The 24,914-nt window shown below is 50.1% G+C and carries 26 protein-coding genes; 22 read left to right on the forward strand and 4 right to left on the reverse strand.

Translation table 11 applies throughout. The annotated features are described in order from the left end of the window. Position 1: 1 nt before the first annotated feature. Entirely contained in the window at positions 2-451 is a 450-nt protein-coding gene (locus ACR9FF_RS14215) for a MarR family winged helix-turn-helix transcriptional regulator (protein ID WP_127492042.1), read from the reverse strand. 293 nt (positions 452-744) lie between these two features. Between ACR9FF_RS14215 and ACR9FF_RS14220 the strand changes: the two genes are divergently transcribed. The 12 genes from ACR9FF_RS14220 (at position 745) to ACR9FF_RS14275 (ending at position 12,302) form a co-directional block, all read left to right on the forward strand. Next, positions 745-1,242 carry an arsinothricin resistance N-acetyltransferase ArsN1 family A gene (locus tag ACR9FF_RS14220; RefSeq protein ID WP_435171824.1) on the forward strand — a complete coding sequence of 166 codons (498 nt, stop codon included), beginning with the start codon at positions 745-747 and terminating at the stop codon, positions 1,240-1,242. A 224-nt stretch (positions 1,243-1,466) separates the two neighbouring features. Further along, complete coding sequence (locus tag ACR9FF_RS14225; protein WP_435171825.1) at positions 1,467-1,910, forward strand: GNAT family N-acetyltransferase; 444 nt, start codon at positions 1,467-1,469, stop codon at positions 1,908-1,910. Positions 1,911-2,165: 255 nt separating this feature from the next. Then, on the forward strand, positions 2,166-4,244 hold the full coding sequence (locus ACR9FF_RS14230) for a serine hydrolase domain-containing protein (protein WP_435171826.1): 2,079 nt from the start codon (positions 2,166-2,168) through the stop codon (positions 4,242-4,244). Between the two features lie 88 nt (positions 4,245-4,332). Beyond that, complete coding sequence (locus tag ACR9FF_RS14235) at positions 4,333-4,455, forward strand: hypothetical protein (protein ID WP_435171827.1); 123 nt, start codon at positions 4,333-4,335, stop codon at positions 4,453-4,455. 274 nt (positions 4,456-4,729) lie between these two features. Next, entirely contained in the window at positions 4,730-5,245 is a 516-nt protein-coding gene (locus tag ACR9FF_RS14240) for a hypothetical protein (RefSeq protein WP_435171828.1), read from the forward strand. 326 nt (positions 5,246-5,571) lie between these two features. After that, a complete protein-coding gene (locus ACR9FF_RS14245; RefSeq protein ID WP_435171829.1) occupies positions 5,572-6,606 on the forward strand; it encodes a LacI family DNA-binding transcriptional regulator in 1,035 nt (344 codons plus the stop codon). A 79-nt stretch (positions 6,607-6,685) separates the two neighbouring features. Continuing rightward, positions 6,686-8,143, forward strand: coding sequence for an extracellular solute-binding protein (locus ACR9FF_RS14250; RefSeq protein ID WP_127492054.1), 1,458 nt, complete (start codon positions 6,686-6,688; stop codon positions 8,141-8,143). A gap of 113 nt (positions 8,144-8,256) precedes the next feature. After that, entirely contained in the window at positions 8,257-9,132 is an 876-nt protein-coding gene (locus ACR9FF_RS14255; protein WP_127492056.1) for an ABC transporter permease subunit, read from the forward strand. Positions 9,133-9,137: 5 nt separating this feature from the next. Continuing rightward, positions 9,138-10,007 (forward strand): carbohydrate ABC transporter permease, encoded by an 870-nt coding sequence (locus ACR9FF_RS14260; protein WP_127492058.1) that lies wholly within the window; start codon positions 9,138-9,140, stop codon positions 10,005-10,007. An 11-nt stretch (positions 10,008-10,018) separates the two neighbouring features. Continuing rightward, positions 10,019-11,482, forward strand: a complete 1,464-nt coding sequence (locus tag ACR9FF_RS14265; protein WP_435171830.1) for a CehA/McbA family metallohydrolase — start codon at positions 10,019-10,021, stop codon at positions 11,480-11,482. A gap of 140 nt (positions 11,483-11,622) precedes the next feature. Next, positions 11,623-11,874, forward strand: coding sequence for a DUF7667 family protein (locus ACR9FF_RS14270; RefSeq protein ID WP_174806528.1), 252 nt, complete (start codon positions 11,623-11,625; stop codon positions 11,872-11,874). A gap of 194 nt (positions 11,875-12,068) precedes the next feature. Beyond that, on the forward strand, positions 12,069-12,302 hold the full coding sequence (locus tag ACR9FF_RS14275; protein WP_435171831.1) for a hypothetical protein: 234 nt from the start codon (positions 12,069-12,071) through the stop codon (positions 12,300-12,302). Between the two features lie 296 nt (positions 12,303-12,598). Here the strand turns inward: ACR9FF_RS14275 and ACR9FF_RS14280 are convergent, their stop codons facing one another. Then, positions 12,599-13,309 (reverse strand): class I SAM-dependent methyltransferase, encoded by a 711-nt coding sequence (locus ACR9FF_RS14280; protein WP_435171832.1) that lies wholly within the window; start codon positions 13,307-13,309, stop codon positions 12,599-12,601. Positions 13,310-13,533: 224 nt separating this feature from the next. Here ACR9FF_RS14280 and ACR9FF_RS14285 point away from each other — a divergent pair, with 224 nt between their 5' ends. The 10 genes from ACR9FF_RS14285 (at position 13,534) to ACR9FF_RS14330 (ending at position 23,007) form a co-directional block, all read left to right on the forward strand. Beyond that, positions 13,534-13,905, forward strand: a complete 372-nt coding sequence (locus tag ACR9FF_RS14285) for a hypothetical protein (RefSeq protein ID WP_435171833.1) — start codon at positions 13,534-13,536, stop codon at positions 13,903-13,905. 21 nt (positions 13,906-13,926) lie between these two features. Continuing rightward, positions 13,927-14,436 (forward strand): hypothetical protein, encoded by a 510-nt coding sequence (locus tag ACR9FF_RS14290; protein WP_435171834.1) that lies wholly within the window; start codon positions 13,927-13,929, stop codon positions 14,434-14,436. A gap of 184 nt (positions 14,437-14,620) precedes the next feature. After that, positions 14,621-15,016: a VOC family protein gene (locus ACR9FF_RS14295; RefSeq protein WP_435171835.1), complete on the forward strand. Its 396-nt coding sequence runs from the start codon at positions 14,621-14,623 to the stop codon at positions 15,014-15,016. A 285-nt stretch (positions 15,017-15,301) separates the two neighbouring features. Next, the gene (locus ACR9FF_RS14300) at positions 15,302-16,030 is read left to right on the forward strand and encodes an amino acid ABC transporter ATP-binding protein (RefSeq protein WP_317979374.1); all 729 of its coding nucleotides are present in this window, start codon (positions 15,302-15,304) and stop codon (positions 16,028-16,030) included. Between the two features lie 66 nt (positions 16,031-16,096). Next, complete coding sequence (locus ACR9FF_RS14305) at positions 16,097-16,945, forward strand: transporter substrate-binding domain-containing protein (protein WP_435171836.1); 849 nt, start codon at positions 16,097-16,099, stop codon at positions 16,943-16,945. 75 nt (positions 16,946-17,020) lie between these two features. Further along, positions 17,021-17,674: an amino acid ABC transporter permease gene (locus ACR9FF_RS14310; protein ID WP_317979376.1), complete on the forward strand. Its 654-nt coding sequence runs from the start codon at positions 17,021-17,023 to the stop codon at positions 17,672-17,674. A gap of 69 nt (positions 17,675-17,743) precedes the next feature. Further along, positions 17,744-18,394, forward strand: coding sequence for an amino acid ABC transporter permease (locus ACR9FF_RS14315; RefSeq protein ID WP_127492081.1), 651 nt, complete (start codon positions 17,744-17,746; stop codon positions 18,392-18,394). Positions 18,395-18,471: 77 nt separating this feature from the next. After that, complete coding sequence (locus ACR9FF_RS14320) at positions 18,472-19,725, forward strand: ATP-binding protein (protein WP_435171837.1); 1,254 nt, start codon at positions 18,472-18,474, stop codon at positions 19,723-19,725. Between the two features lie 5 nt (positions 19,726-19,730). After that, positions 19,731-20,630, forward strand: a complete 900-nt coding sequence (locus tag ACR9FF_RS14325; RefSeq protein ID WP_435171838.1) for a response regulator — start codon at positions 19,731-19,733, stop codon at positions 20,628-20,630. Positions 20,631-20,955: 325 nt separating this feature from the next. Further along, on the forward strand, positions 20,956-23,007 hold the full coding sequence (locus ACR9FF_RS14330; RefSeq protein WP_435171839.1) for a hypothetical protein: 2,052 nt from the start codon (positions 20,956-20,958) through the stop codon (positions 23,005-23,007). An 88-nt stretch (positions 23,008-23,095) separates the two neighbouring features. Here ACR9FF_RS14330 and ACR9FF_RS14335 read toward each other — a convergent pair whose 3' ends face one another. Then, entirely contained in the window at positions 23,096-23,920 is an 825-nt protein-coding gene (locus tag ACR9FF_RS14335; protein WP_201005097.1) for a carbohydrate ABC transporter permease, read from the reverse strand. A gap of 14 nt (positions 23,921-23,934) precedes the next feature. Further along, positions 23,935-24,897 (reverse strand): carbohydrate ABC transporter permease, encoded by a 963-nt coding sequence (locus ACR9FF_RS14340; protein ID WP_435171840.1) that lies wholly within the window; start codon positions 24,895-24,897, stop codon positions 23,935-23,937. Between the last annotated feature and the right edge of the window lie 17 nt (positions 24,898-24,914).

Consider the following 24,914-nt stretch of genomic DNA (forward strand, 5'->3'; position numbering starts at 1 on the left):
TTTATTTTGGAGGCACACAACATGTTGCTGATTTTGTCATAGCATTATTAAACAATTGAATAGAGCGAAGCACCGTTTCTCTTTCAAATTCACTCATGGTTGAAAGGACGTCATTTAGTTGGGCATTTACGGTAAGATTAATCGCATTCTCAATAGTTAGCCCTTCGGGTGTTAGTGATAAAATATTGATTCGTTGATCAGATGGATGAGGCGTTTTCTTTATGAATCCCTTGTCTGTTAAGGTTTTAACCTGTCTGCTAAACGTGGTGATGTCCATTCCAAGTGCTCCTGCAATATCCTGCATAGAGGGGTTATGCTGACGATTTATTTCATATAGGATATGGCTCTGTACAAGTGATACCTCTTGACCGCAACAAGAATCACAGCATTGTTCACTTAATAAACCAAAATTTCGGGACAGAATCTGAAACATATTCCTCACATTTTCCATTTGAATGACCTCCTGAGAAAGTTATAGCATTTTTATTTGCAGTTTGCAAGTAATTATGTATAATCGATTTTAAAATCACCATAAGCAGGAGGGAAATTGGGATGTTGGATGTCTATAAGCTGTTTGGATATCCCTTGGATTTCGTTGTTGGGAGAAGAAAGCCATGTTAAAGGGCTGTTCTCCGCAGGACATTTATCAGCGCATAGTCATGGTCCTGCATTTCGATTTATACTTGGACTGGACAAGGCTTCAAGAACGATTATCCACACGATAACAAAACAGGAGGAGAGCTAATGCCGGAGATTCTAGTGAGACATGCAACATCCATGGATCTAAATAATGTATTATCCATCTATAATCAAGGAATTGAAGATCGTATTGCCACGCTTGAAGTTGAACTAAAAGATATCGACTATATGCAAAACTGGTACAACGGGCGCTGTGAGCGATATTCTGTTCTTGTTGCAGTTAAAGGTGATGTCATCGTAGGCTGGGCATCCTTAAACAAGTATTCTCCACGATCCGCTTATGATGGGGTGGCTGATCTGTCGATCTACATTGGAAGAGATCACAGAGGTCAGGGAGTTGGAAGTATATTGCTTGCTGCACTTGAAGAAGCTGCCGTACAGCATGGTTTTTATAAGATTGTTCTTTTTACTTTCCCATTTAATGCCTTGGGCCAAGGACTATATCGTAAACATGGATACCGTGAAGTCGGAATCTTTAATAAGCAGGGGATTATAGACGGCAACTTTGTAGATGTTATGGCGATGGAAAAGATTTTGAATTAATGGGGGACATTATTTCAACGAATAAAACTGCAGCAAATCGGAGGATGTACTGCAGCTTTTGTTGAAGTAAAGGGCATTTTTGCTTATTGTTAGCATTGCTACTCATAACGTTCTGAAAAGAGAGGTAAGAATGAAGCCATATATCAATTGGAGATATACGATCACCATCTACAAAAAAAAGCATGGAAGGAGCGTGATAAATTAAAAAAAAGGAGCAGAATGAAATGATACAAAACAGAAAAGCAACCGTTAATGACTATGATATGATCATAAATCTTTGGGAAAGATCGGTAATGGCCACTCATCACTTTTTGAGTTTCAAGGATAAAGAGGAAATCAAAAAAGAACTACCCCTGTATTTTCCTCATCTTGATGTACGTCTCTGGTTTACCGAAGACTCTATCATTGGTTTTACCGCCATCAATGGACATCACTTGGAAGCATTGTTTCTCGATCCCGCAAAAATTGGCAAAGGGTATGGGAAACAAATTATGCATTCATGCATCAATGATTTTGGGATCACTTCCGTCGATGTGAATAAACAAAATGAGAATGCGACAAGGTTTTACTTAAAAAGCGGATTCGGAATAACCGGTGAAGATTTGACAGATGGAGCAGGCCGCCCATATCCCATTTTACATTTGAAATATAATGAACAGCAGAAGTAATTGTTTTATCCAGGCTGTCGAGAAATCGACAGCCTTTTATCGTGTTGGCCGGCTATAGTGACAGCGCAAAAGCCTCAGCGAAATGCCGCTGCGGTTCTTTGACATGCCCGCATGCTTAATTGGAAGAACATCCGTACTGGCGATGTTAGCAAAATCGAGCTAAACCTGGATTTATTCCAAATTAAAGGAACTTTGGGAGAGATTTAACGTAATACCTGTGACTACGATCTTTGATAATTCTTTTTAGGAGGTATTATGAAAACAAAAAAATTGTTTCTAATGCTGGCAATGATGACATTGATGTTGTCGATGCTGGCACCGATTGGCGTAGTGGCAGCCGCCACGGGCGAGGGTTCACTTGCTTACAAGGATACCCAGAAGGCCGCAAACGAGAAAGCCTCGCTCCTCACGGGCCAATACGGTACGACAAGCGTTCAATACGCGCTTATCGATCAAGGGAAGATCGTTGTTTCCGGACATGCCGGAATTAACGATACTGCTGGCAAAAAGCCATTAACGGCGGGCACGATGTATGGTATCGGGTCGACAAGCAAAATGTTCACGGCGGCAGCAGTCATGAAGCTGGTAGATGCAGGCAAGATTAATCTGGATCATCCTGTTACGGAATACGTCCCGGATTTTACAATGAAGGACGACCGATACAAGCAAATTACTCCCCGCATGTTGCTTAATCACTCCGCGGGTTTTAACGGTTCATCACTGACGAATGCATTCTTATTCTCGGATAACGATACTTACGCGCATGATACGCTTCTTAAGCAATTGGCCGAACAGCAATTAAAAGCGGTGCCTGGCGCCTATTCGGTCTATTGTAATGACTGTTTTTCTCTAGCAGAAATTTTAGTTGAAAGAGTAAGCGGTACCGATTTTACTTCCTATATCCATCAGAATTTTACCCAACCACTGGGGATGATGAATACCAAAACACCTCAGGATCAGCTAAATACATCCCAGTTTGCTGCACTTTATTTCCCTAATTCCCAAACTCAACTGCCAAGAGAAACGGTAAACGCTATTGGAACGGGGGGAATCTACTCCACGGCGGAAGATCTGGCTCGATTCTCTCAGATTTTTACCGGGCAAGCTGCTGGCATTCTATCATCCGGCTCGGTAGATGCGATGGCGCAAGCCGAGTATAAGAAGGGCTTCTGGCCGGAGGATGCGGATACTGTAGTCAATTATGGATTGGGCTGGGACAGCGTCAACCTGTTCCCGTTCGGCGACTATGGCATTCAGGCATTGACCAAGGGCGGAGATACGATTCTGTATCACGCGTCGCTAGTCGTTCTTCCCGGAGAAAACATGGCAGCGGCCGTACTGTCATCGGGAGGCTCCAGCACAACCAATCAACTGCTGGCTAACCAGATTCTGCTCCATGCCTTGAAGGAAAAGGGAACCATAGATGAAATTAAGGCCGAGAAGTCCTACGGAGCACCTGTTAAAGCCGACATGCCCGCGGAATTGCTGGATTCTGCAGGGATGTATGGTGCAACGAATCAATTACTTACGGTTAACATTGCCAAGAACGGGGAGTTGTCGATTGCGACGCCTCAAGTTCCGAATTATCCAGCCGAGAAATACGCGTATACGGCAGATGGTTCATTTTTGAGTGCGGATGGAAAAGTGAAAATTAATTTCGTCAAGGAGAACAACGGACGTACCTACTTGTGGACTCGACAATATTTATCGTTACCGGGACTCGGACAACTAGCTTTGTCGGAGTATGCTGCCGAGAAGCTCGAACCTAACGATGTCTCTGAAGAAGTGCTTCATGCATGGAAGGAACGGGACGGCAAACGTTATTATGTCATTAACGAAAAATATACTTCCGTCACCTTATTGAGCCTCGGCTCCTTACAAGTTCGATTGTTCAAGGAAGCACCTGGTTACGTTATAGACCAGAAAATTACGGGTCTGAATACTGCAGTCGCAGACCATCAGATTCCTACAACGGGCAGCAGAGACGTTACGCCGCTTGATTTCTACGAGCAGGATGGTGTTGAGTACCTTCGTTATGGGGGGAGCCTGTTAGTAAGCGAAGATGCCTTGAAGCCGATCTACACGGGCAAACACTCTTCAACGACCATTCAAGCAACCGGTTATGCCAAGTGGTACTCGATTCCAGATCGTGCCGCCGGCAAGACCATGACGGTATCATCATCATCCAAGGGCTCATATGCCGTGTATGATGAGAACGGAGCATGCGTCGGTCTCGGTATCGTCAAACCGGGCAAAGCAACTGTACTTCCTAAGAATGGCACCATTATGTTCGCGGGCGAGGCGGGAGCAAAGTTTGAAATTAAATTGAAATAAGCATAGCCTAAAATATAAAAGCGGTGCAGGCAGCTATGCCTGCGCCACTTTTTTTGAGCCTAAACGCTATTTGAGGAGGAGGAATTTAATGAAAAATCAATTAAAAGGTAAAGTTGCTGTTATTTTAATAATAATGACTTGTTGTATCCTCTTATTTTTATTTTGGTTGTTATTTAATATGGTCGATGCTCCAGATCCGTTAAATCCCTGACCGATCGAGCATCGCCATTAATTTTAGATGCGTTTAAAATGAAGGAAACTCAATTTGCAAGAAAACGCATAGTCTATAGGTAATAATCGTTTATGGAGTTGAAAAATGATACAACAAATAACCTTGTTTAGGAGGTAATATGCGTAAATATAGTCTTTGTTTAATGCTAATTGGGATACTTGCTTTTCTTCTTGCCAGTTGCAGTCAGACATCGATCTATGGTACGCCCGCGCCTATCCAGAAATTGAAATGGGGTATGAATGAGGAGGAGGTAATGAATGCTCTAAAACTATCCGAAAAAGATATTACCAAAATAGATACAGGGCTTGCTCAGAATGATCTAATTCATTTAAATCATTCAATTAAATTATATGACCGCTCTGCTGAGGTCAGCTTTACCTTCTCCTATCACATCTTAATTGGACTTACAGCACATTTTAAACCGGAGGATGTTGAATACGTAGAAAAAGCGATAACGAAAGAGCGTGGAACAGGAATTTATGAATATAATGGTAAGAATGAGAAAACCGATGTAACCTGGCAAGACGAATTACTGGAAAACAATAAAACGTGGAAAGCAGCAGTGGAAGAGATCTATAAAAATCTTGGATTCAAGATTAGCGATGATCCCATGAAGGACGGAATATCCGTTGGTCAAAAGCCGATAACGTGGTGCAGGCTAACGATGGATAGTAATAGCCCCTTATACGGAAACCTGTATTTTAATGGCGATGTCGCATCGATGCTTAATTATCCTGAAAAATATGCTCCAGAATTCATTCTGAAATAGGTACAATAACCCCCTTTTAATTACAAAGACGACGGTTCATAATTTGGGGGGAGTATATCAGGTAATTCTGAAAACTTTAAAACGGCAGCTGACGGCTGTCGTTTTTTTTATTCCCCGTTGCAAATCATTCCCCTATTAAAACGGTTTAATGCTGCTTTTTTCCTAACTCCATGAGATTTCACCCGAATTTCTGCGATTATACGTGACTTTAAGACGAATTTTCTATTTTTACAATAACTAATTATCATTCTGAAATAGATTTTACAAAACCGGTTTAAGCTTAACCTCGTGTCCGGCATCACGGAAGAAAGCGAGGTTTAACGATTTTGGCAACTATTGATGACGTCGCCAAGGCGTCCGGCGTTTCCAAAGGAACGGTTTCAAGCGTGTTCAGCAAGAAACGCCCAATCAGCAAAGAGGTCACAGAGCGCGTTCTTGCTGCGGCTAAATCGCTGAACTACAAGCCGAATTATTGGGCGAGGAGCCTGGTGAACCGCTCCACGCGCATACTCGGATTGAATATCAGGGGGGAATCGCTCGAATTCGGCCAGTTCCACCATTCTCTTCTTAACGGCGTTCTTCGCGTCTGTTACGAGAATGGCTACCGCCTGCTGGTTAATGCGCTGTCGCCTTCCTATCTCAGTCAAGTCGAGAACATCTCTTCGGATCCGGTGGACGGCGAAATCTTATTGGACCCCATAGAATCGGATGCCAGGATTGAAGAGCGGCTTCAGAGCGGCATGCCCATCGTCATTATCGGCCGCCCGCCTGAGCCCTACGAGGCGCAGGTCAGCTATGTCGATAACGATAATATCGGCATGGCTGCAAAGGCCACAAACTACTTGATCGGTCTTGGGCATACGGAAATTCTGTTTCTGAATGCGCCGATATCAAGAACGGTATCGGAGGATCGAAGTGTCGGATACAAGGCTGCCTTCAAGCATGCCGGCATGCAGCCGAAGCCTGAGCTGATCCTGCATAAACCGCTTAAAGGCGAAACCGCACATGCCTTTGGCTATGAGTCGGCGTTGGCGAAGCTAACGGCTTCGCCTGGTATTACGGCGGTCATCGCCGATACGGACATGATGGCGCTTGGCGTGTATAAGGCCGCGGAGCAGCTAGGACTGCGCATTCCGGAGCAGTTGTCGGTGTTCGCGTTTAGCGACGATACCGTGCTCTCCCCTGAATTGTCGCCGCCGCTCACCGGCGTTCGGCTCCATGCCGACCGGCTTGGGATTGAAGCACTGCGGCTCTTGCTTGAGCAGTTGAACGCAACCCAGAAGAGCGCCAAACGGGTGCTTGTTCCGACGGAGCTTGCGATTCGCGGCTCTTGCGCTGCGCCTGGCGCACGAAGTAAGTAGAGGCAGCCTGTTGTGTTGTACCTTTATCGCTCTGATTTAGAATACCAATACGCTTGTGCATGTAGGAGGTTAACAACCCATGAAAAAAGTATGGTTAACGATGTCGACCGTTGCAGCTCTCGGAACGCTGCTTCTATCCGGCTGCGGTTCGGAGAATGGAACGAACAACACCGCTAATACGCCGGCAGCTGATAATACGCAAACCGGCAATGGCGCGAACACGCCGGCCAATACACCGGCGGCAGATATGAAGCTTCGGATTCTGGACGGTAACGTCGGCGGCAAGACACCGGAGGAGACTACGAAGTTCGCAGCCGAAATCACGCGACTGACCGGCATTGATACGACGATTGAGAAGCCGGCTAGCGATTACGATCAGAAGGTGTTGACGGCACTCGGCTCCGGCGAGAAATATGATCTCATCGAGCTCAGCGACCTCGGCAAGCTGGCTACCTTCGTCGATCAAGGGGTTGTCACGGATCTGACGGATTTCGTCACCGGCTCCAAAGTGCTCTCGGACCCGACAGTCGTCCCAACAAGCGAATGGGAGCAGCTGAAGGATAAGGACGGCAGAATTGTTGCCGTGTTTAACAAATTCCAAGGCGGCACGATGCCGATTGTACGCAAGGATTGGCTGGACAAGCTTGGTCTGAAGGAACCGAAGACGCTTGACGAGTACTATAACGTGCTTAAGGCGTTCAAGGAGAAGGATCCTGACGGCAACGGCAAGAATGATACGTACGGTCTCAGCACGGCCGATATTTACGATATACAAGCCTTCATGAGCGCCGCCGGCGTTAAGGCGCATTATGTAATGAAGGATGGCAAGCGCACCATTCCGTATGCGACGGAAGCAGCCATTCCGATTTATGAATGGTTCGCCAAGCTGGTGAAGGAAGGAATCATGGATCCGAATTTCGTAACGAACGACACGGGCAAAATGCGCAATCTGTTCCTCACCGACCGCGTCGGAATGGTCACCTATTGGGATGCCTGGGTTGGCATGTTCAACAACACGCGCAAACAAGAGGATCCGAATACGACGTTTAACGCAGAAGCTCTTGAAAGTATCCCTGGAGCTGACGGTACCAAACTTATGAGACGAGGAGATCCGGATTTCTGGATCATTCCGTCCAATGCCGAACATCCGGAAGCCGCGCAGAAATTCCTGGAATTCTGGCATACGGAGCCAGGCATTATGCTTGGAAGCCTGGGCATCGAGAACGAGGATTACACCAAGGAAGGCGATGCGTATAAGCTGACCCAGACCGGCACCGAGCATAACATGGACCACGGGGTACCGTTCTGGTACAACCAAAACGTGAAGTATCCTTTCGGCAAACTGCCGGGCGTACAAGAAGCGCAGGATCTCGTGAACAAGGACGCGACGCTTGAATTGTCGTTGCCGGGTTGGCCTGACGCGGAGAAGATCGTCAAGAATTACGCGCTTAAAGCGATGTCCGGTCAAATGGACGCTGCGGAAGCCGTAAAGAAGATGCACGAAGAGCTGCTTGGGAAGAAACTGATCGACGAGTAAACCCGATCCGAATGAATGGAATACAAGCAGGCAGGGGAGTATGAATTCCCCTGCTTGCGTGCTTTTCATCCCGATAATGGTTCCCTTTACCAGATAAGGACGTGAATAAAAGGATGAGATTATTGAAGAAATACAGCGCCCTCTACGTCATGATGGTGCCGGTGATCGCTTATTTTCTTGTTTTTGCCTATTACCCGCTCGTGAAAGGGCTTCAGACCAGCTTTCAGGATTACAAACTGATGGGGGACAGACCATACGTCGGATTCGCGAACTACTCCGCAGTGCTTCATGACTCGTTATTCTGGGAAGCGGTGATAAACACGCTCGTCATTGGAGGAGGCATTCTCTGCTTCAGCTTCGTTGCGCCTCTCGTGATCGCGCTGTCGCTTAACGAAGTGCTCAGGACCTGGTTCAAGAAGGCGGCGCAGATGATTTTGTACGTCCCGCATCTGCTCTCGTGGGTCGTTGTCGGAGGAATCTGGATCTTCATGCTATCGCCCGACAGCGGGATCATTAATATGATCCTTGTTCATGTGTTCCACATGAAGCCGATTAATTTCATGGCAGACTCCGGATGGGCGCGCTGGATCTTGATTCTTCTTGCAACATGGAAGGAAATGGGCTATACCTGTATCCTGTTCCTGGCAGGGATCGTATCGATTAATCCGTCGCTCTACGAGGCGGCGCGCATGGATGGCGCGACGCGCTGGAAGCAATTAATCTACGTCACGATTCCGCAGCTCAGCAACACGATGAAGGTTGTTTTCCTGCTGAATACGCTTGGGATTCTGAGGATCTTCGACGAGGTTTTTATTTTGCGCAACCCTACAATCGCCGCGAAAGTAGACGTGCTCATGATGTACACGTTCCAGAAGGGGATTCTCGAAATCCAGCTTGGCCCTGCGGCTGCCGCCAGCTTCTTCGTACTGCTACTAACTCTTGCGATGACACTCGTCGTACGGCGAATCACGCGATTTGATGAGGTGTAAAAACAATGTCCGATCGATTTGAACGTCTCGGGTGGAAGAATAAAGCGTTCGACATGCTAAACGTCTTGTTTCTGTTCGGGCTCATGCTGACCATGATCATTCCGTTTATTAACGTACTGGCGTTGTCCTTCTCCTCGGGTATCGCCTCCATGAGGCCGGAAATCGTGCTGTGGCCGAAGCAGTTCAGCGCGGAGGGCTACTCCATTGTATGGAAAAGCCTAGACATCTGGCGCCCCCTGATGAACAGCGTCATCGTGACCGTGGCCGGCACCGTACTGCACGTATTGCTGTCCAGCTTGGCCGGCTATGTATTTATCTATCCTCGTCTTCCCGGCAGGAAGGTAATGCTGACGTTCATTCTGATTACGATGATGCTGCCGCAGGAAGCGATCATGATTCCGCTTTATGTGGTCAACAAAGACCTGCATCTGATCAATACGCTGAGCTCGCTTGTGCTGTCGGGTCTCGTCTCCGGCTTTTCGATCCTGCTTATGCGCAGCTTCTTCCTGAACGTTCCTTACGAGATGTCGGAATCGGCCAAGATCGACGGCGCCGGAGAGTTCCGTATCTTCCTGACGATGTATATGCGTCTTGCGGCCGCGGGTCTTGCGACCGTTATACTGTTCGAGTTCGTTGGACGGTGGAACATGTTCACCGCTCCGGTCATGTTTATTAACGATTCCATGAAGTACACGCTTCAGGTTGCGCTAAAAGCGATGATCATCGATACGAGCAGCAATTCCGGTACCTATATGGTCACGACGAACGTGCGGATGGCAGGTATCGTCATCAGCATTCTTCCGCTGCTCGCGATATATCCTTTTGTGCAGAAATATTTCATGAAGGGCATCCTGCTTGGTGCCAGCAAAGAATAGGAGGAAGTAAAATGCAGGTTAAGAAACAACGGCTCGTGCTGCGGAGATGGATCAACAAAGACGAGCAGCGTTCTTATTTGGAGGTTCCTTTCGCGGTGGAAGGAGCTGTGGAGCGTATCGATATCGCCTACCGTTACGACCGCGGTGAAAACGGCGGGACGGTTGTCGATATCGGTCTTCGCTCGCCGAAGCGGATCGTCGGCTGGAGCGGCGGCGCTCGCGAAGCATTCTTCGTCGGCACGGAGAAAGCAACCCCGGGCTATCTGGCTGGACCGATCACCCAAGGTGAATGGGCCGTGCTGCTTGGTGCTTACAAGATCCCCGAGGGAGGCGCGGAGGTTATCGTTGAAGTGGAGCTGACCCGGCCGCACGGCCGCTGGATGAAGGGTGACCTTCATATGCACAGCGTGCATAGCGACGGGAGCTACACGATCGGGCAGGCGATTGAATCGTGCAAAGCCCGCGGTCTGGAATTCATGGCGCTTACGGATCATAATACGTCCTCACAGAATTATGCGGCGCTTGTTCCAGACGAAGAGTTGCTGCTTATTCCCGGCGTTGAGATGACCAGCTATTTTGGCCATGCCAACGTCCTTGGCACGACGGACGCGCTTCAAGATTTTCGCGTGACGACGGCAGCACAAGCGGACGCGGTGCTTGGGGATGCACGCGAGAGAGGCGGCTTCGTGTCGCTGAATCATCCATTCTGTCCATCTTGTCCATGGGAGCTCGGTTTTGACGTGCCATATGATGCAATCGAGGTGTGGAACGGCCCATGGCGCGGGCTTAATGAGCGCGCGCTTGCCTGGTGGCAAGGGCAGCTTGCAAAAGGACGCCGCGTGATCGCCCTCGGAGGAAGCGATGCCCACCGGGAGGAAAGGTTTGTCAAACATGGGCGTCCGACAGCTTCTGTGTGGACGGAAACCGACACGGTGCATGGCGTGTTGGCCGGCATCCGCCAAGGCCGCGTCGTACTGCAGTTCGATCCTGACGAGACCTGCCTTTCCCTTACCGCCGGCGAATACGGCATTGGCGAGACCATTCCGCGCACGGCTATCAAAGGGATGGATGGCATCCCGTTGACAATCGACGTTTGCGGCGCCAAAGGTGACCGCGTGCTCTTATGGTCTGACCGCGGTATTGAAGCGGCATGGGACATTGCCGTTGTGCCGGCATTCGTCGAAGCGAAGGAGAGGGAATCGGATGGCATGGAGTCGAGCGGCCGGACCGTGCAGCGGGAAATCGCCGCGATGCTCGAATTTGATGCGGCGGATAATAAAGACTGCGCTTTGTGGGCGCCGGAAGGAGCGTTTGCGCCTCAATGGATAGAAACGGAGAACGGTCAGGTCCGCTTGCGATTCGAGGGCTCGAGCGACAGATTATTCTACCGGCTGGAAGCACGACGCAGCGTGGAGGGGCTTAAGCAGTCGGCGGTGACTTGTCTGACAAATCCGATTTACATCGATCAAGACTAGCCTCCGCCGGAATCGAACGACTTTTCCCGGGAGAAAATGGTTCTCTTTTGTCGGAGTTGCCGTCCAGACTGCGCTTGGAAGCTTTCTTTTTGGGTCATACTGGCTAGTAAGGTAAGACGACAGAAGGAGGCGCATCAAGCATGACCATTTTGCCGATACATGAACGACTTGCGGAGTTGTGGACCATACGCGGCAGCCGGCATCTGACCGGGGAAGAGCAAGCAGACTTCGAGCACTGTCTAGCGGTAAATGCTATGCATATCAGACAAATCGCCAATTTGTATAATCTATCGCTGGCCGCGTCCATGGCGGGGGATGTGGAATGGCAGCACGAGATTTGCCAAAGGCTGGAGAAGTTGGGCGGCAGGCTGCCGGGCTCGCCCCAATTATAACGAATGCCCGTCGCTAGCCAACCGGCATAGCCTATTCCAATCTCGCTAAAAGCCGCGAAAATCGCGGTTTTTTACTTGTTCCAATCATTGATGCCAACAGAGTGAATCCGATTTCGTTCGTCTGGTAAAATCAAATCTTCATACATAATTATGGATGCATTAATCCAGCCTAATAGGCAGGATGGTGAACAGCAATGGAATCAAAATCACAGAATGAACCGACCGAGAGCGAAAGCAGGTTCCATAAAAATATCGAACTAGATTCAAATGTCAATGAGGACCGCGGGCGTGAGTTGCAATTGGATGCTTCTTTTGAAGAATGGTACCGGACTATCGGGCATTGGGAAGAACAAAAGTTAGAAATGACTCAAGCTCCCGAGTCCAATGTGTTTGATGACGCAGCCCATATGGATCGCGAACAAGAATAAAAACAGCGTGCTGACAGCGAAAGTGAGGATCAACATTTATGTCCAATAAAAAAAACTACTATTCCTTCGAAGATCCATCCGGAACTACGATTGAGTTTCGAGCCACCAGTTTACAGCAGGCAATGGTCATTAAGAAAAAGCTGGCTTTAAATTTGGGGATTTCCAAGGAGGATTTTGAAATAACGAACATTAGCAATAAACGAACTGCATCCAGTGATCATTCTGACGAATGACAAGTTGCATGGAGACAAGGCAGACGATCAGCGTGATCGTCTGCCTTGTCGTTTTATATGCATTCAACCTTTCCAAGCCGTAATTACAACACTGCCCATCACATTGGAGAAGTTGCTCAATAGGCGCTCGTTTGTCATCATCATGGCAATTACATCCGGCTTCGTGAATAGTTCGTGATCGATTACCCGTAAGGGGTCATCATCGCCCGCCAGCTGCTTCATTTGCAAAAAAGGAGACGCGGAGTGCTTATTAAACTTTGATTTGCTCATCAGCTTCAGCCATTCCGGAACGGTTCGCAGATGATGAAGTCCGTAAAACGACTGCAGCTTTTTCTTTTGCACCGTAGTTAATTTTACGGCAAAAGCCAGCTCTCGATCGTAGAGGACTCCTTTTGGCTTCAGGACTCGCCAATATTCGCTTATTGCGGAGCTTCCTTTGGTAAACGCCGTTACCGACTCCGTAAAAACGGCATCAAACGTTTCATCCGCAAAAGGCATTGAAGCGGCATCTGCCTGCAAGATTCGGACGGGTAGTTCGCTTATCTTCGCGCGGTAAGCCGCTTTTTGAATCATTTTCTCGTTCCGGTCAATGGCAGTCACGCTGCAGCCTAAGCTGGCTAAATAACAGGCCGTCCGGCCTGTTCCGCATCCTACCTCCAGCACTTTCGTGCCGCGCGGAAAATGGATCTGTCCGATTAATTCTTTGGTTGCTTGAAAGCCTCCCGGATGCGCGCTGCCTTCGCCGAGCCGGGCTAATAATGAATGGTAATCCAACGCCTTCTCACCTCTTCCGATATTCTATGCATATCCTCCGTTATGACTGCACCCATTCTTCGCTGCTTTTTGCATGCTCGCACCCTCATCTTTTATATTCGAATTGCTAGAGAGAATGGAGTACAATTCGATTTTTTTCTAAATAGAAGACAATCGTACAGACCTTATAGCAGATTTTTTCATAGTCTAAGATATACGAGCATCAGGTTAGGAGGAATGAAGTTATGCAGGAAATTTATCCGATTAGCCATCATACGGTATATCCGTACATCGGACGGAGGGTTAGTGCGGTTACGCATGACGGAAGGCATTTTATCGGAACGATTAAGGGAGTAGAAGACGGAAAGCTAGTCGTGGAGGATTGTATTTTTGATAGAAAGCCTTTGACTTTGTCGTCCGTTCGGAACGGAAAACCTTCAAAAAAACAAACGCGCTCCAAGCATAAAGCCAGACTGTCCAATTATGGTTACGGTTATGACGGTTACGGCGGGGGTTATGGCGGTTACGGCGGAGGCTGCGGTTTTGGCGGCGATTGTTACTTTTTCCCGTTTGCCATACTTGCTTCGCTTTTCATTTTGCCTTTCTTCTTTATTTGATTGCGGTAAAGAGGGCTTACGATGGCATCCAGGAAAGCTCCTAAAAAAAGAAAACCCGAGGGAAGAATTCTTGCGGTCAAAAAAGCAAGCCGTTGTATCGGGCAGCCCGTTTGCATACTGTTAAATGACGGTAACTGCTATGTCGGAACGGTTCAAGCCATTCATGACCATCAGCTGATCCTTTCCGAAACCAGAAGCTGCGGGAGTGTAAATCTTTCTGATCGTTCGAGAACACCGGAAATCCAAGTATCGGGACTGCTAGATTCCTTGATAGGCGGAATCGGCGCGATCAATTCTTTTGGTTCAATGGCGACAGGCTTATTTAAGCCAATGTTATCTGGACCTTCGGGTCAATCAGGAGCGGGAGTACAAACCAAACAAGAAGATACGAAGAGCCCTGCTATAGGGCAAGCAGTAGGAGAGCAGCAGAGCAGTTTTTTCGGATCTTTTAAACAAATGCTGCCGACTATTCAAGTTGGACTTAATATGGTGAAGACGATTATGCCTTTAATGAACATGTTTAAAATTTGATGCTTTAATCCGTTTAGCTCAGCCTGCCGGGAATGCCCGGTGGGCTGAGTGTCATTTGCACTACGGGAAAGACAAGCTTTCGTGAACGACGGAATACAGCCTCCATATTTACATTGACAATGGTACAGGCGGTTCGTATGATCAAACTAGAACTGTAAAAAATTGCAAATGGGATCGGAGGCGGATGGCGATAGCTGACTGGACGAACAAAATTACCGAAATCACATTGTTTGTAGAAGATTTGCATCGGTCGAAGGCATTCTATCAAGAGACATTCAAGCTTGCAATCCTATATGAGGATGAAAGCTGCGCGGTGTTCGATTTTGGCAATACAAGTATCAATTTGTTGAAACAATCGAATGCCCACGAGTTGATTGAACCCGCGCGGGTTGGCAGCGGCGAAGATGGAGCGCGGTTTCAGTTCACAATCCAAGTGTCGGACGTTGACAAGGTATGCGAAGAGCTGGACATGCTGGGAATTAAGTTGTTGAACGGTCCGATAACGCGCCCCTGGGGGCGGCGGACGGCTTGTTTTGCCGATCCGGACGGGCATGTATGGGAGATTGCACAGGTGCTGTGATAAATAGGCATTAACGGTAAGAGCCAACGTTAATGTATTGAGGGGTTATAGTGAACGAAACGGCAGCAGATCTTAGATCTGCTGCCGTTTTTATTGAGTAATAAAGCGTGATGGCTATCGCCATTCACATGGTTGTAATCACACTAGTTTGTAAAAAATCATGATTTTGATGTCGGATTCGTTAGGATTGCGTAGGTTTTCCATATAGTTGTCTACACAGTATGTTATCTAACTTAACACGGCCTGTCCATCAAAGCGTTGCAAGCAACGGAAAGGGGGATTGCATTGATTGAATTCCGGCAAGTGGAGAAGCACTATGGCGATTTTCATGTGCTAAAAGGCATCGATCTTAGCATCGCGCAGGGTGAAGTCGTCGTTGTGGTGGGGCCTTCCGGCTCGGGAAAGAGTACACTCCTCCGCTGCATCAACCGGTTGGAGGCAATTACGAGCGGCACTTTGACCGTCAATGAAGTCAATGTCGCCGACAAAAAAGCCGACATCAATAAGCTGCGGCGGGAAATCGGCATGGTGTTCCAGCACTTCAATCTTTATCCTCATATGAAAGTGGTCGACAATATTACGCTCGCTCCAATGAAGTCGCTCGGCGTGCCGAAGCCGCAGGCGGTGGAAACGGCCAATATGTATTTGGAGAAAGTCGGCATATCGGACAAAGCTGGCGCGTTTCCGTCACAGCTGTCCGGGGGGCAACAGCAGCGCGTGGCAATCGCCAGGGCGCTGGCCATGAAGCCTAAGATCATGCTCTTCGATGAGCCTACCTCCGCGCTTGATCCGGAAATGGTAGGAGAGGTGCTGGACGTCATGAAGACCTTGGCGCAAGAAGGGATGACGATGGTCGTCGTTACGCACGAGATGGGTTTCGCGCGGGAAGTGGCTGACCGCGTCGTCTTTATGGACAAAGGGCAAATCGTCGAAATCTCTCCGCCGGAGGAGTTCTTCGAGCAGCCTAGGGAAGAAAGGGCGCGGTTGTTTCTTAATCGCGTGCTGCGCCACTAACGTTTTGCGTTAGGGCGCCATGTTGCCAAAATCATGCAATCCTATAATGGAGAGGGGTTTCAAGCTATGAAGAAAAGAAGCTGGATGACGCTTGGCGTCGCACTGACGTTTCTTGCCACTGTATGGTTGGCCGGATGCAGCAGCAAAGAAGGAGGGAACGGCAACGGCGCAAGCGGGGAGCCAGCGTCCGGAACGGCTTCGGCGCTGGAGAGCATCAAAAGCCGAGGGAAACTCGTTGTCGGCGTTAAGTACGATACGAAGCTGTTCGGCCTGAAGGATCCGGCGAGCGGCAACGTCGAAGGCTTTGACGTCGACATCGCCAAGGCGCTCGCCAAGGAGCTTCTTGGCGACGAGACCAAGATCGAGCTGAAGGAGGTTACTTCCAAAACGCGCATTCCGATGTTGAACAACAACGATATCGATATAATCGTCGCCACGATGACGATTACGGAAGAGCGCAAGAAGGAAGTCGATTTCTCCGACGTGTACTTTAAAGCTGGCCAGTCCCTTCTGGTGAAGAAAGGAAGCCCGATCAAGAGCATCGACGACATCAAGAAGGGTACGAAGGTATTGGCCGTGAAAGGCTCGACCTCGGTCGACAACATTAAAGCGAAAGCGCCGGATGCCACCATCCTGGAGTTCGATAATTACCAGGACGCGTTCAGCGCGCTTAAAGCCGGTCAAGGCGACACGCTGACGACCGATAACGCGATTTTGTACGGCATGGCGGTTCAGGATCCGAACTTCGAGGTTGTCGGCGAGCCGTTCACCGATGAGCCGTACGGCATTGCGATCAAGAAAGGCGAGACCGATCTTCTGAATAGCGTAAATGCTGGATTGAAGAAGCTCTATGACAGCGGCGAATACGACAAGATTTACGAGAAATGGATCGGCAAAGCGCCGTCCGGGGAATAGAAGTCTGCGAACAAGAGGATGGGTGGCCAATCGCCACCCATCCTCTGCATATCAAGAATAGAGGGAGGGAGTAGCATGCCGGACATAGCGATTTTCACAGACAATTTCGAAATTTACATGAAAGGGTTTGGCAACACGGTCTGGGCGAGCGTCATTGCATTACTCGGCAGCTTCGCTCTAGGGACGATCATCGCCGTATTCCGCATTTCGTCCGTCAAGCCGCTCAGGTGGATCGGGACGGCTTACGTCGAGTTTGTTCGGAATATACCGCTTTTGCTAGTCGTCTTCGTGTTTTATTACGGCTTGCCATCGGTCGGCGTGACATTAAGCGGATTTATATGCGGCACGGTCGGACTAACGGTATATACGGCTTCCTTCGTTGCCGAAGCGATCCGGGCGGGCATTATGAGCATTCCGGCCGGACAGACGGAGGCGGCCAGAGCTTCGGGATTGACATACATGCAGACGATGCGGCATGTCGTGCTTCCGCAAGCCATTAAAATCGTCATTCCGCCGCTCAGCAATCAATTCATAAACCTCGTGAAAAACTCGTCTGTTCTTGGCGTCTTCGCAGGATTCGACTTGATGTATTACGGCGATCAGGTGGCGAGCAAGACGTACGCGACCTTTGATACTTACCTCTTTGTTGCGGCGCTGTATCTCGTTCTTACCATTCCTTTGAGCTTAGCGGCGCTGCAGCTAGAGCGAAGGTTAGCAAAGAACGGTTAGAGTTCGTTTTTACGCCACTGAACACCGTGAACCGCAAAATTCGCGAATAACTTTTAGGAGGATCGGCGGATGGACATTGCTGGCGCTTTTTCATACCATAATCTCATCTTCATCATAAAAGGCTTCGGCATCACGCTCTGGGTTGCTTTCATCGCGATCGTGCTGAGCTTCGTGCTGGGCAGCATCACCGGAACGCTTCGTTATATGAGAATTCCGGTCGTATCCCGCATCCTCGGCGTAATCGTCGAGTTTATCCGCAATTTGCCGCTGCTGCTGATCTTGTTTTTCACTTACTTCGCGATGCCGGACGTCGGTCTCAAGCTGGGGGTCATGAGCTCGGCCATTGTTGGTCTGGCGGTATTCGAAGCTGCCATGATCTCGGAAATCGTGCGCAGCGGACTAAGCTCCATCCCGAAAGGCCAGGTCGAAGCAGCCCGTTCGTCGGGTCTCACCTATACGCAAACGGTGTGGCATATCGTGCTCCCGCAAGGATTGAGGCGCATGGTTCCGCCAATCGTAAGCCAGTTCATCTCCCTTCTCAAGGACACGTCGCTAGCCATCGTCATATCCCTGCCTGAGCTGATGCATAATTCCAAGATCGTCATCGCGCAAAATTTCAATTATACCCTTCCCATTCTTGCACTCGTGGCCGTCTTATATTTCGCAATTAACTATGCGCTGTCGCTTGCGGCTAGGCGCCTGGAAAATAAATGGGGCTAAGCATCCTCGGACTTTAGATCCCGATGGGGGTCATTCCTATAACCATTACAAATTGGTACAAATCCGAAAGCATGCAAATGACCGTCGTCGCCATCGTCGTTGCGGTTGCCGGGGAATTCAAAATCAACCCGTTCAGCGGAGAGGTCTTTCGCATCGGTCTTGGCAGCAGCGCCTTTCTGTTCTTGCTTCTGTTGATGAGCCATCTGCCTTATTTGCGGACGGGACTTGCCGCAGGCGCGACGGTACTGCTGTTTCGGGTATCTTTTGACGGAGCAGCCTCTCCCGGGGCTTTCTATCTTCTCGGCAGCTTGAAGACGCACTTCTCCGCCATGCTCTATTACATCGTCTTCGCGGCCGGAATGGCTCTCATTCAACGCAGATTGCATCAATTGAATCCTCTTATTCTCGGCGCGTGCGTGTCCCTCATCGACTTTGTCTCCAATGAAGCGGAGCTGCTGATGCGAAGCGTCGCTTTCGGATTGCCGTATTTTCAAACCAATCAGTGGCTGTTGATTCCGGTCATCGCCGTGGTGCGCAGCTATTTTACGACGGGCATCTACAGCAGCATCGCCGTACACCAAATGCGGAGCGTTCACGCCGAACAGCAAAAACGGATCGAACAAATGATCAATGTCGGCAGCGGGCTCTATGGCGAGGTATTCTATTTGCGCAAATCGATGGATGTAATCGAACGGATTACCGCAAAGAGCCATGATCTGTACGGTCTACTGAACAAAGAAGGGCTAAACGACTACGGCCGGTCCGTTCTCGAGATTACCCAGCAGATTCACGAGGTGAAGAAGGATTCGCAGCGAATTCTTGCGGGACTGATGAAGCTGGCAGACTTGGAGAGCGCCCCGGAAATGACCTTGGCTGAGATTGTTGAGCTTGTGATGAAGTCGAACGGCGAATACAGCCGGATGCTGAAAAAAGAGGTCCGGATCGAGAAGGAAGTCGGGATTGATTACCTGACAGCTCACTACATACCGCTAATCACCGTACTCAACAATTTGGCCGCCAACTCGGTCGAAGCAATTGAGCGGCTAGGAACGATTCGCATCCGCGTAAGCGAACGCGAAGGCGAAACCATGTTTATCGTCAGCGATACGGGAACGGGAATTGCCGAACAGGATAAAGAAATGGTGTTTGAGCCCGGATTTACGACCAAATTCAATCAGGAAGGCGTCGCTGCGACGGGCATCGGCCTCTCGCATGTTCGCGATATCGTTGGCTCGTTCAGGGGCAGACTCCTCCTTATGGAACCGGGACGGGAAGCTGAAACCACGTTTGTCGCGGCCTTTCCGACCGTTAAGTTGAAGAAGGGAGTGTAGGCGCAATGCTATCATTCTGTATTGTCGACGACGATGCGGTCAGCAGGCGTATGCTGCAGACCATTATCGAGAAAGGCGGCGTGGGGGAGGTGCTGGGAATGGCGTCGGGCGGCGTTGAAGGGAAGCGGCTTGTACTGGACGAGAACCCCGATGTTGTGGTCATTGATCTATTGATGCCGGACCAGGACGGAATCGAAACGATTGCGCGGCTGAAGCAGGAAGGTTACGGGGGCAAGTACGTCATGATCTCGCAGATCGAGAACAAAGAAATGATCAGCAAAGCGTACCAAGCGGGCATTGAATTTTATATCCAGAAGCCGATTAACCGGGTGGAAGTAAAAGCCGTGCTTGGCAAAGTAAGCGAGCAATGGCGAATGGCCCGTTATCTGAAGGAAATCAAACAGTCAATCGCAAAGCTGGATGACCTGAATTCAGAGCCCGCGGGGACCCGGAAGAAGCATGATGCCAAAGAGACCATGCGGATGATCTTAATGGACATGGGTATCGTCGGGGAGAGCGGAAGTCACGACATCATCGAGATGACGTCGTGGTTGATTGGGCGGCAGCAAGGCGGCGGCTTCCCGTCACTGAAATTATTGTACGAGGTTGGAGCACGGGCGAGCAAGCCGGAGGGCTGCGATATGGAAAAGGAAGGGAAGGCGGTCGAACAGCGCGTCCGCCGGACGGTCATTGCCGCTTTATCCAACTTGGCAAGCATTGGGCTCACGGATTACAGCCATCCAAAGTTCGAGCATTACGCACCGCTTTATTTCGATTTCGAAGACGTGCGTCTCAAAATGAGAGAAATCGACGAGAAATGCCCGCAGGAGAAGCGCAAAGTAAACATCAAGAAATTTCTTCAAGTGCTGTACCTGGAAACGCTGGATAAAATGAAAAACCAGTAATAGATAAGTCGCATAAACTGCGGCTTTTTTATTTTTATAGGAAGTTAGATACATAAATGATTTCCGGGCAGTTTTTCATTATTTAAACCAACTGTCGAATTATGTCGCTATTTCGTGTATCCGAATAGTCCCGCTGCCGTGACGATTTAGGCCCTGTAAAATAGTCCTTCTATATAGGGGCATCTCCCTATGTACGGGCCATGATCGGACAGGCATAATAATCTTGCGCAAGCAAAAGGAAAAGTTTACCTGTTTTTCAAGCCTTCGTTTGCGCTGCTTTACATACGGGACGATGTTCCGAACGATAAGGAGGAAAAGTCAAAAAATGATGAATTCGAACACCAGGATCAATCATAGACGGCAGCTCGCGAAAGCGGCGATGGCCGTCCTGCTGCTTCTCGGCCTCGTCTATATTCATGTCCAGCCAGCCCGCGCCGCTTCGGTACCGCGACTTGTGGTAACGAGTCCGGTGGCCGATTCCTTCGTGCAAAATCGCATCTTTGTCCGCGTTACGGTCAATTCTCAGGTGCCCATTGCCGAAACAAAGGCCACGGCGGCAAGCCTGCCGGCGGTCAGCTTAACGAAGCAGGCTAGCGTCTGCGGATCGTCCTGCGAATACACCGGCTGGGTCGATGTCTCTTCGCTTCCTTGGGGGAATTTCACCTTGACGCTTTCCGCGGTTGACGTCGATGGCATTTCCAGCGCTCCGACCGCCATCACGCTTAAGCACAACCAAAATCCCGTGATTCATCCCGCTGCGCCGCTTCCGTTCGAAGTCGCTGACCCGAATCTGGCGGTCAACGTTTCTTGTACCGACGATAATCCCGGATCGGGCTGCAGCAGCCTGAAGCTTAGCATCAACGGAAAGTTATTGCTATCCGGCACGAATACGCTTGCCGAGACGATTTCCGCGGAGCAATGGCTCGGTCAGCCGGCTACCATACAGCTCAGCGCGACCGACTCCAGCGGGTTGACCAGCACGCAGTCGTATCCGATCTACGTCGAGAACGTCTCGAACCTGACGACCGTCTCGAAGGAAGCGGGCCTTGTGCTGGATACGGACGCTTCGCGCACGTTGCTATGGAATGCCTACGATCATCGTCTGCGCATTCACCACAGGGATACAAACGAAGTGGAGACGCTGCCGCTGCTCGTAGCGGAACAGACGCAGATGAACGTACGGCTAATCCCTGGAGGCGCTATGGGTAGCGCGTTTGATGCAACCGGCTTAGACTTGCCCGACGGCTATTATCGGAAAGGTCTCGACCCGCTGGGTACCTATTCGCGTTTCGTATGGCGCAACGGCCAGCTGCAATCCCTTGCGGGGGATGATATTCGCGTGAGTGGAGACTGGGCTGCCTACCATGCTCCGGGAGGAGGACTTCGCGAGCTGATGCTTGCGAACACCGCATCCGGTGAAACGGTCTCCGTCGGCTTCACCGACCGATTCGATTATGCGCTTGACGATCAGGGCACGCTTGTGTTTGCGCGAGAGGGCAAGCTATTCCGGTACGCGGAGGGCGCGGCTGCGCAAATTACGCCAAACGACGGGTTCACCTACCGCTCACCGGTCATGGACGGCGGCGTGCTGCTCTATGCACGGGATGACCAATCGACGAACAGCTCCAAGCTTATTATCGATCGGGATGGCGTTACGGAGGAGCTTGTTGGCGCATCTACCGTGACGGGGGATTACCTGACGGCAGGCGGCTGGATTGCCTATACGGTATATACGGAGGCCGGTCAGAAGCAGCTATGGCTGCGGTCGCCTGCCGGAGAGAATGAGCGGTTGACGCCGACCAGCACTGCCGACAGCCATTTCGTTGCTCTTTCGGCTGCTGGCGAAGCCGCTTACACCTATGACGGCGGTATTTGGCTGAGTCGTCTGCAAGAGGATGGCAGGCTGCCATCCGAGCGGATCGTCACGGATAAAGCGAAGATGCAATGGAAGGACGGGTGGCAGGTCTATCTCGGCACCGCTTGGTACGAGGTGCCGGGTACGGATCCAGGAACGGACCCAGGCACGGATCCAGGCACGGATCCAGGCACGGACCCAGGCACGGATCCTGGTACGGATCCAGGCACGGATCCAGGCACAGACCCAGGCACGGATCCTGTGCCAACGGCTGACCTCGACGGCAATGGCCAGATCGATTGGCTGGATGCGATCGAATTCCTGCGTTCGTACGGAACGGAGCGAGGTCAGCTTCATTATGATCCCAGGGCCGATTTTGACGCGGACGGCGTTATTGGGAAGGCGGATCTGATCGTTTTCTTGAGAGAGGGACATTTTGGCGCCAACTTGAACGCCGCCCTGCATAAGTTGATAAACGAAATCGCGGGCGGAAGCCACCGGACTTCGATTATTCACCGGTAGCAGCAGGTTTACGCGAAGGAACGAAAAAGAGCTATCCTCGAAGCGTCTGCTTCTTGGATAGCTCTTTGTGTTCTCCAGACGGGCATGTTCAGCTTTTGATCGCGCCGGCAGCGATGTCGGAAATAAACTGCTTGCTGACAAACAGGAACAAGACGATGAGCGGGATTACCGCCAGCAGCGTGCCCGCGACGACCATCGCATAATCGGTCACGTAAATTCCGTTCAGAGAGGAGAGCGCCACCTGCAGCGTAAATTTGCTTTCATCATTAAGGATGATCAGCGGCCAGAGATAATCGTTCCAGGAGCCGATGAAAGTAAATGCCCCCAGGAAAGATAACGCCGGGCGAAGGATAGGTATGGCGACGTTCCAGTAGAGACGAAAGTAACCGCAGCCGTCGATCCGTCCGGCATCCAGCAGCTCGGATGGAACGGCTTCCTGCGCGTATTGGCGAATCCAGAAAATGCCGAACGCATTGGCCATACCGGGAATAATCAGCGCCTTGAAGGAGCCTACCCACCCGAACTTCGCCATAATGACGAAGGAAGGAACGAGCGAGAGCTGCGACGGCGCCATCATCGTTGCGAGCAGAAGGACAAACAGCCACTTTTTGCCCGGGAAACTGAATTTAGCGAACGTAAAGCCGGCCAGGGAATCGAAGAACAACACCAGCAAGGTGCTGCAGGAGGCCACGAAAAGCGAGTTGAGAAACGCGCCAAAGAAATCAACGTTATCGAACACCCGCGTTATGTTGCTTATAAAATGCGTCCCGAACCAAAACTTTGGAGGGAAGCTGTATATTTCCGCCGTCGTACGCGTGGCCATCACGGCCAGCCAGTAAAAAGGAAAGACGGAAACGACAAGTCCAATAATAAGCCCGAGATAGAGCAGGATGGCAGATTTCCTTTTAACCATGCGTATCACCCCGTTTATTCATCTTTGGCACCGCCGCCCTGAACGATCCGCCAGTTGAAGACCGAGAAGAGGGCTATCAATATGAACATGCCCCAGCCTACGGCGGAACCGTAGCCGAAGTAATTGTTCACAAATGCCTCCCGGTACAGGTAGAGAACGATGGTCAGCCCCCCGCCGCTGACGCCGCCGTCGTTACCGACGAGCACTTGCGATTCGGTGAAGATCTGCATGCCTCCGATGGTGGACGTAATGACGGTGAAAAGAATAATTGGCCGCAAGTTCGGGATCGTAATGCGGAAGAAGGACTGGATGCCCGTGGCTCCGTCAATTTTGGCCGCCTCATAGAGAACGGTAGGAATGCTCTGGAGTCCCGCCAAATAAATGATGGCATTGTATCCGACCCAGCGCCAGATGACCATGACGGATACGGCCAGCTGAATGCCCCAGGTTTTGTTCAGCCATTCCACGGGGGAAAGTCCGAAGAGGGACAGGAAATAGTTCAGCAGCCCGTAATTATTGGAGAATACCGTGCTGAACACAATGGCAACCGCTACAAGCGATGTGACGTTCGGCAAGAAATAACCGATGCGGAAGAAGGTGCGGAACCTCGTGAACGACGCATTCAGCAAAAACGCGATGATAAGCGCGAAAAACAGCATTGGAATGGACGAATAGATCCAGATCAGGAGCGTATTGCCTACCGCTTTCCAGAACTCGGGATCGGTGACCATAAATTGATAATTGTTAAGACCGTTATAGGTCATCACGCCGATGCCGTCCCATCTCTGGAAAGAAAGATACATCGAGAATAGTATGGGGAATAAGCCAAAGACGGCAAACAAGATGTAAAAGGGAGAAATGGCCAGATATTGTTTCCGGTGCTTCCATATTTCAGACGCTAAACCTTGCTTCCGCTCCGAGAGCTGCATGGAGCTTCCGCTATCGAATTGAGTTCGGTTCTGTAAGGGTTGAGCCATCAGATTCTACCTCCATT

Source organism: Paenibacillus glycanilyticus, assembly GCF_051200795.1.
Classification (GTDB): Bacteria; Bacillota; Bacilli; order Paenibacillales; family Paenibacillaceae; genus Pristimantibacillus; species Pristimantibacillus glycanilyticus.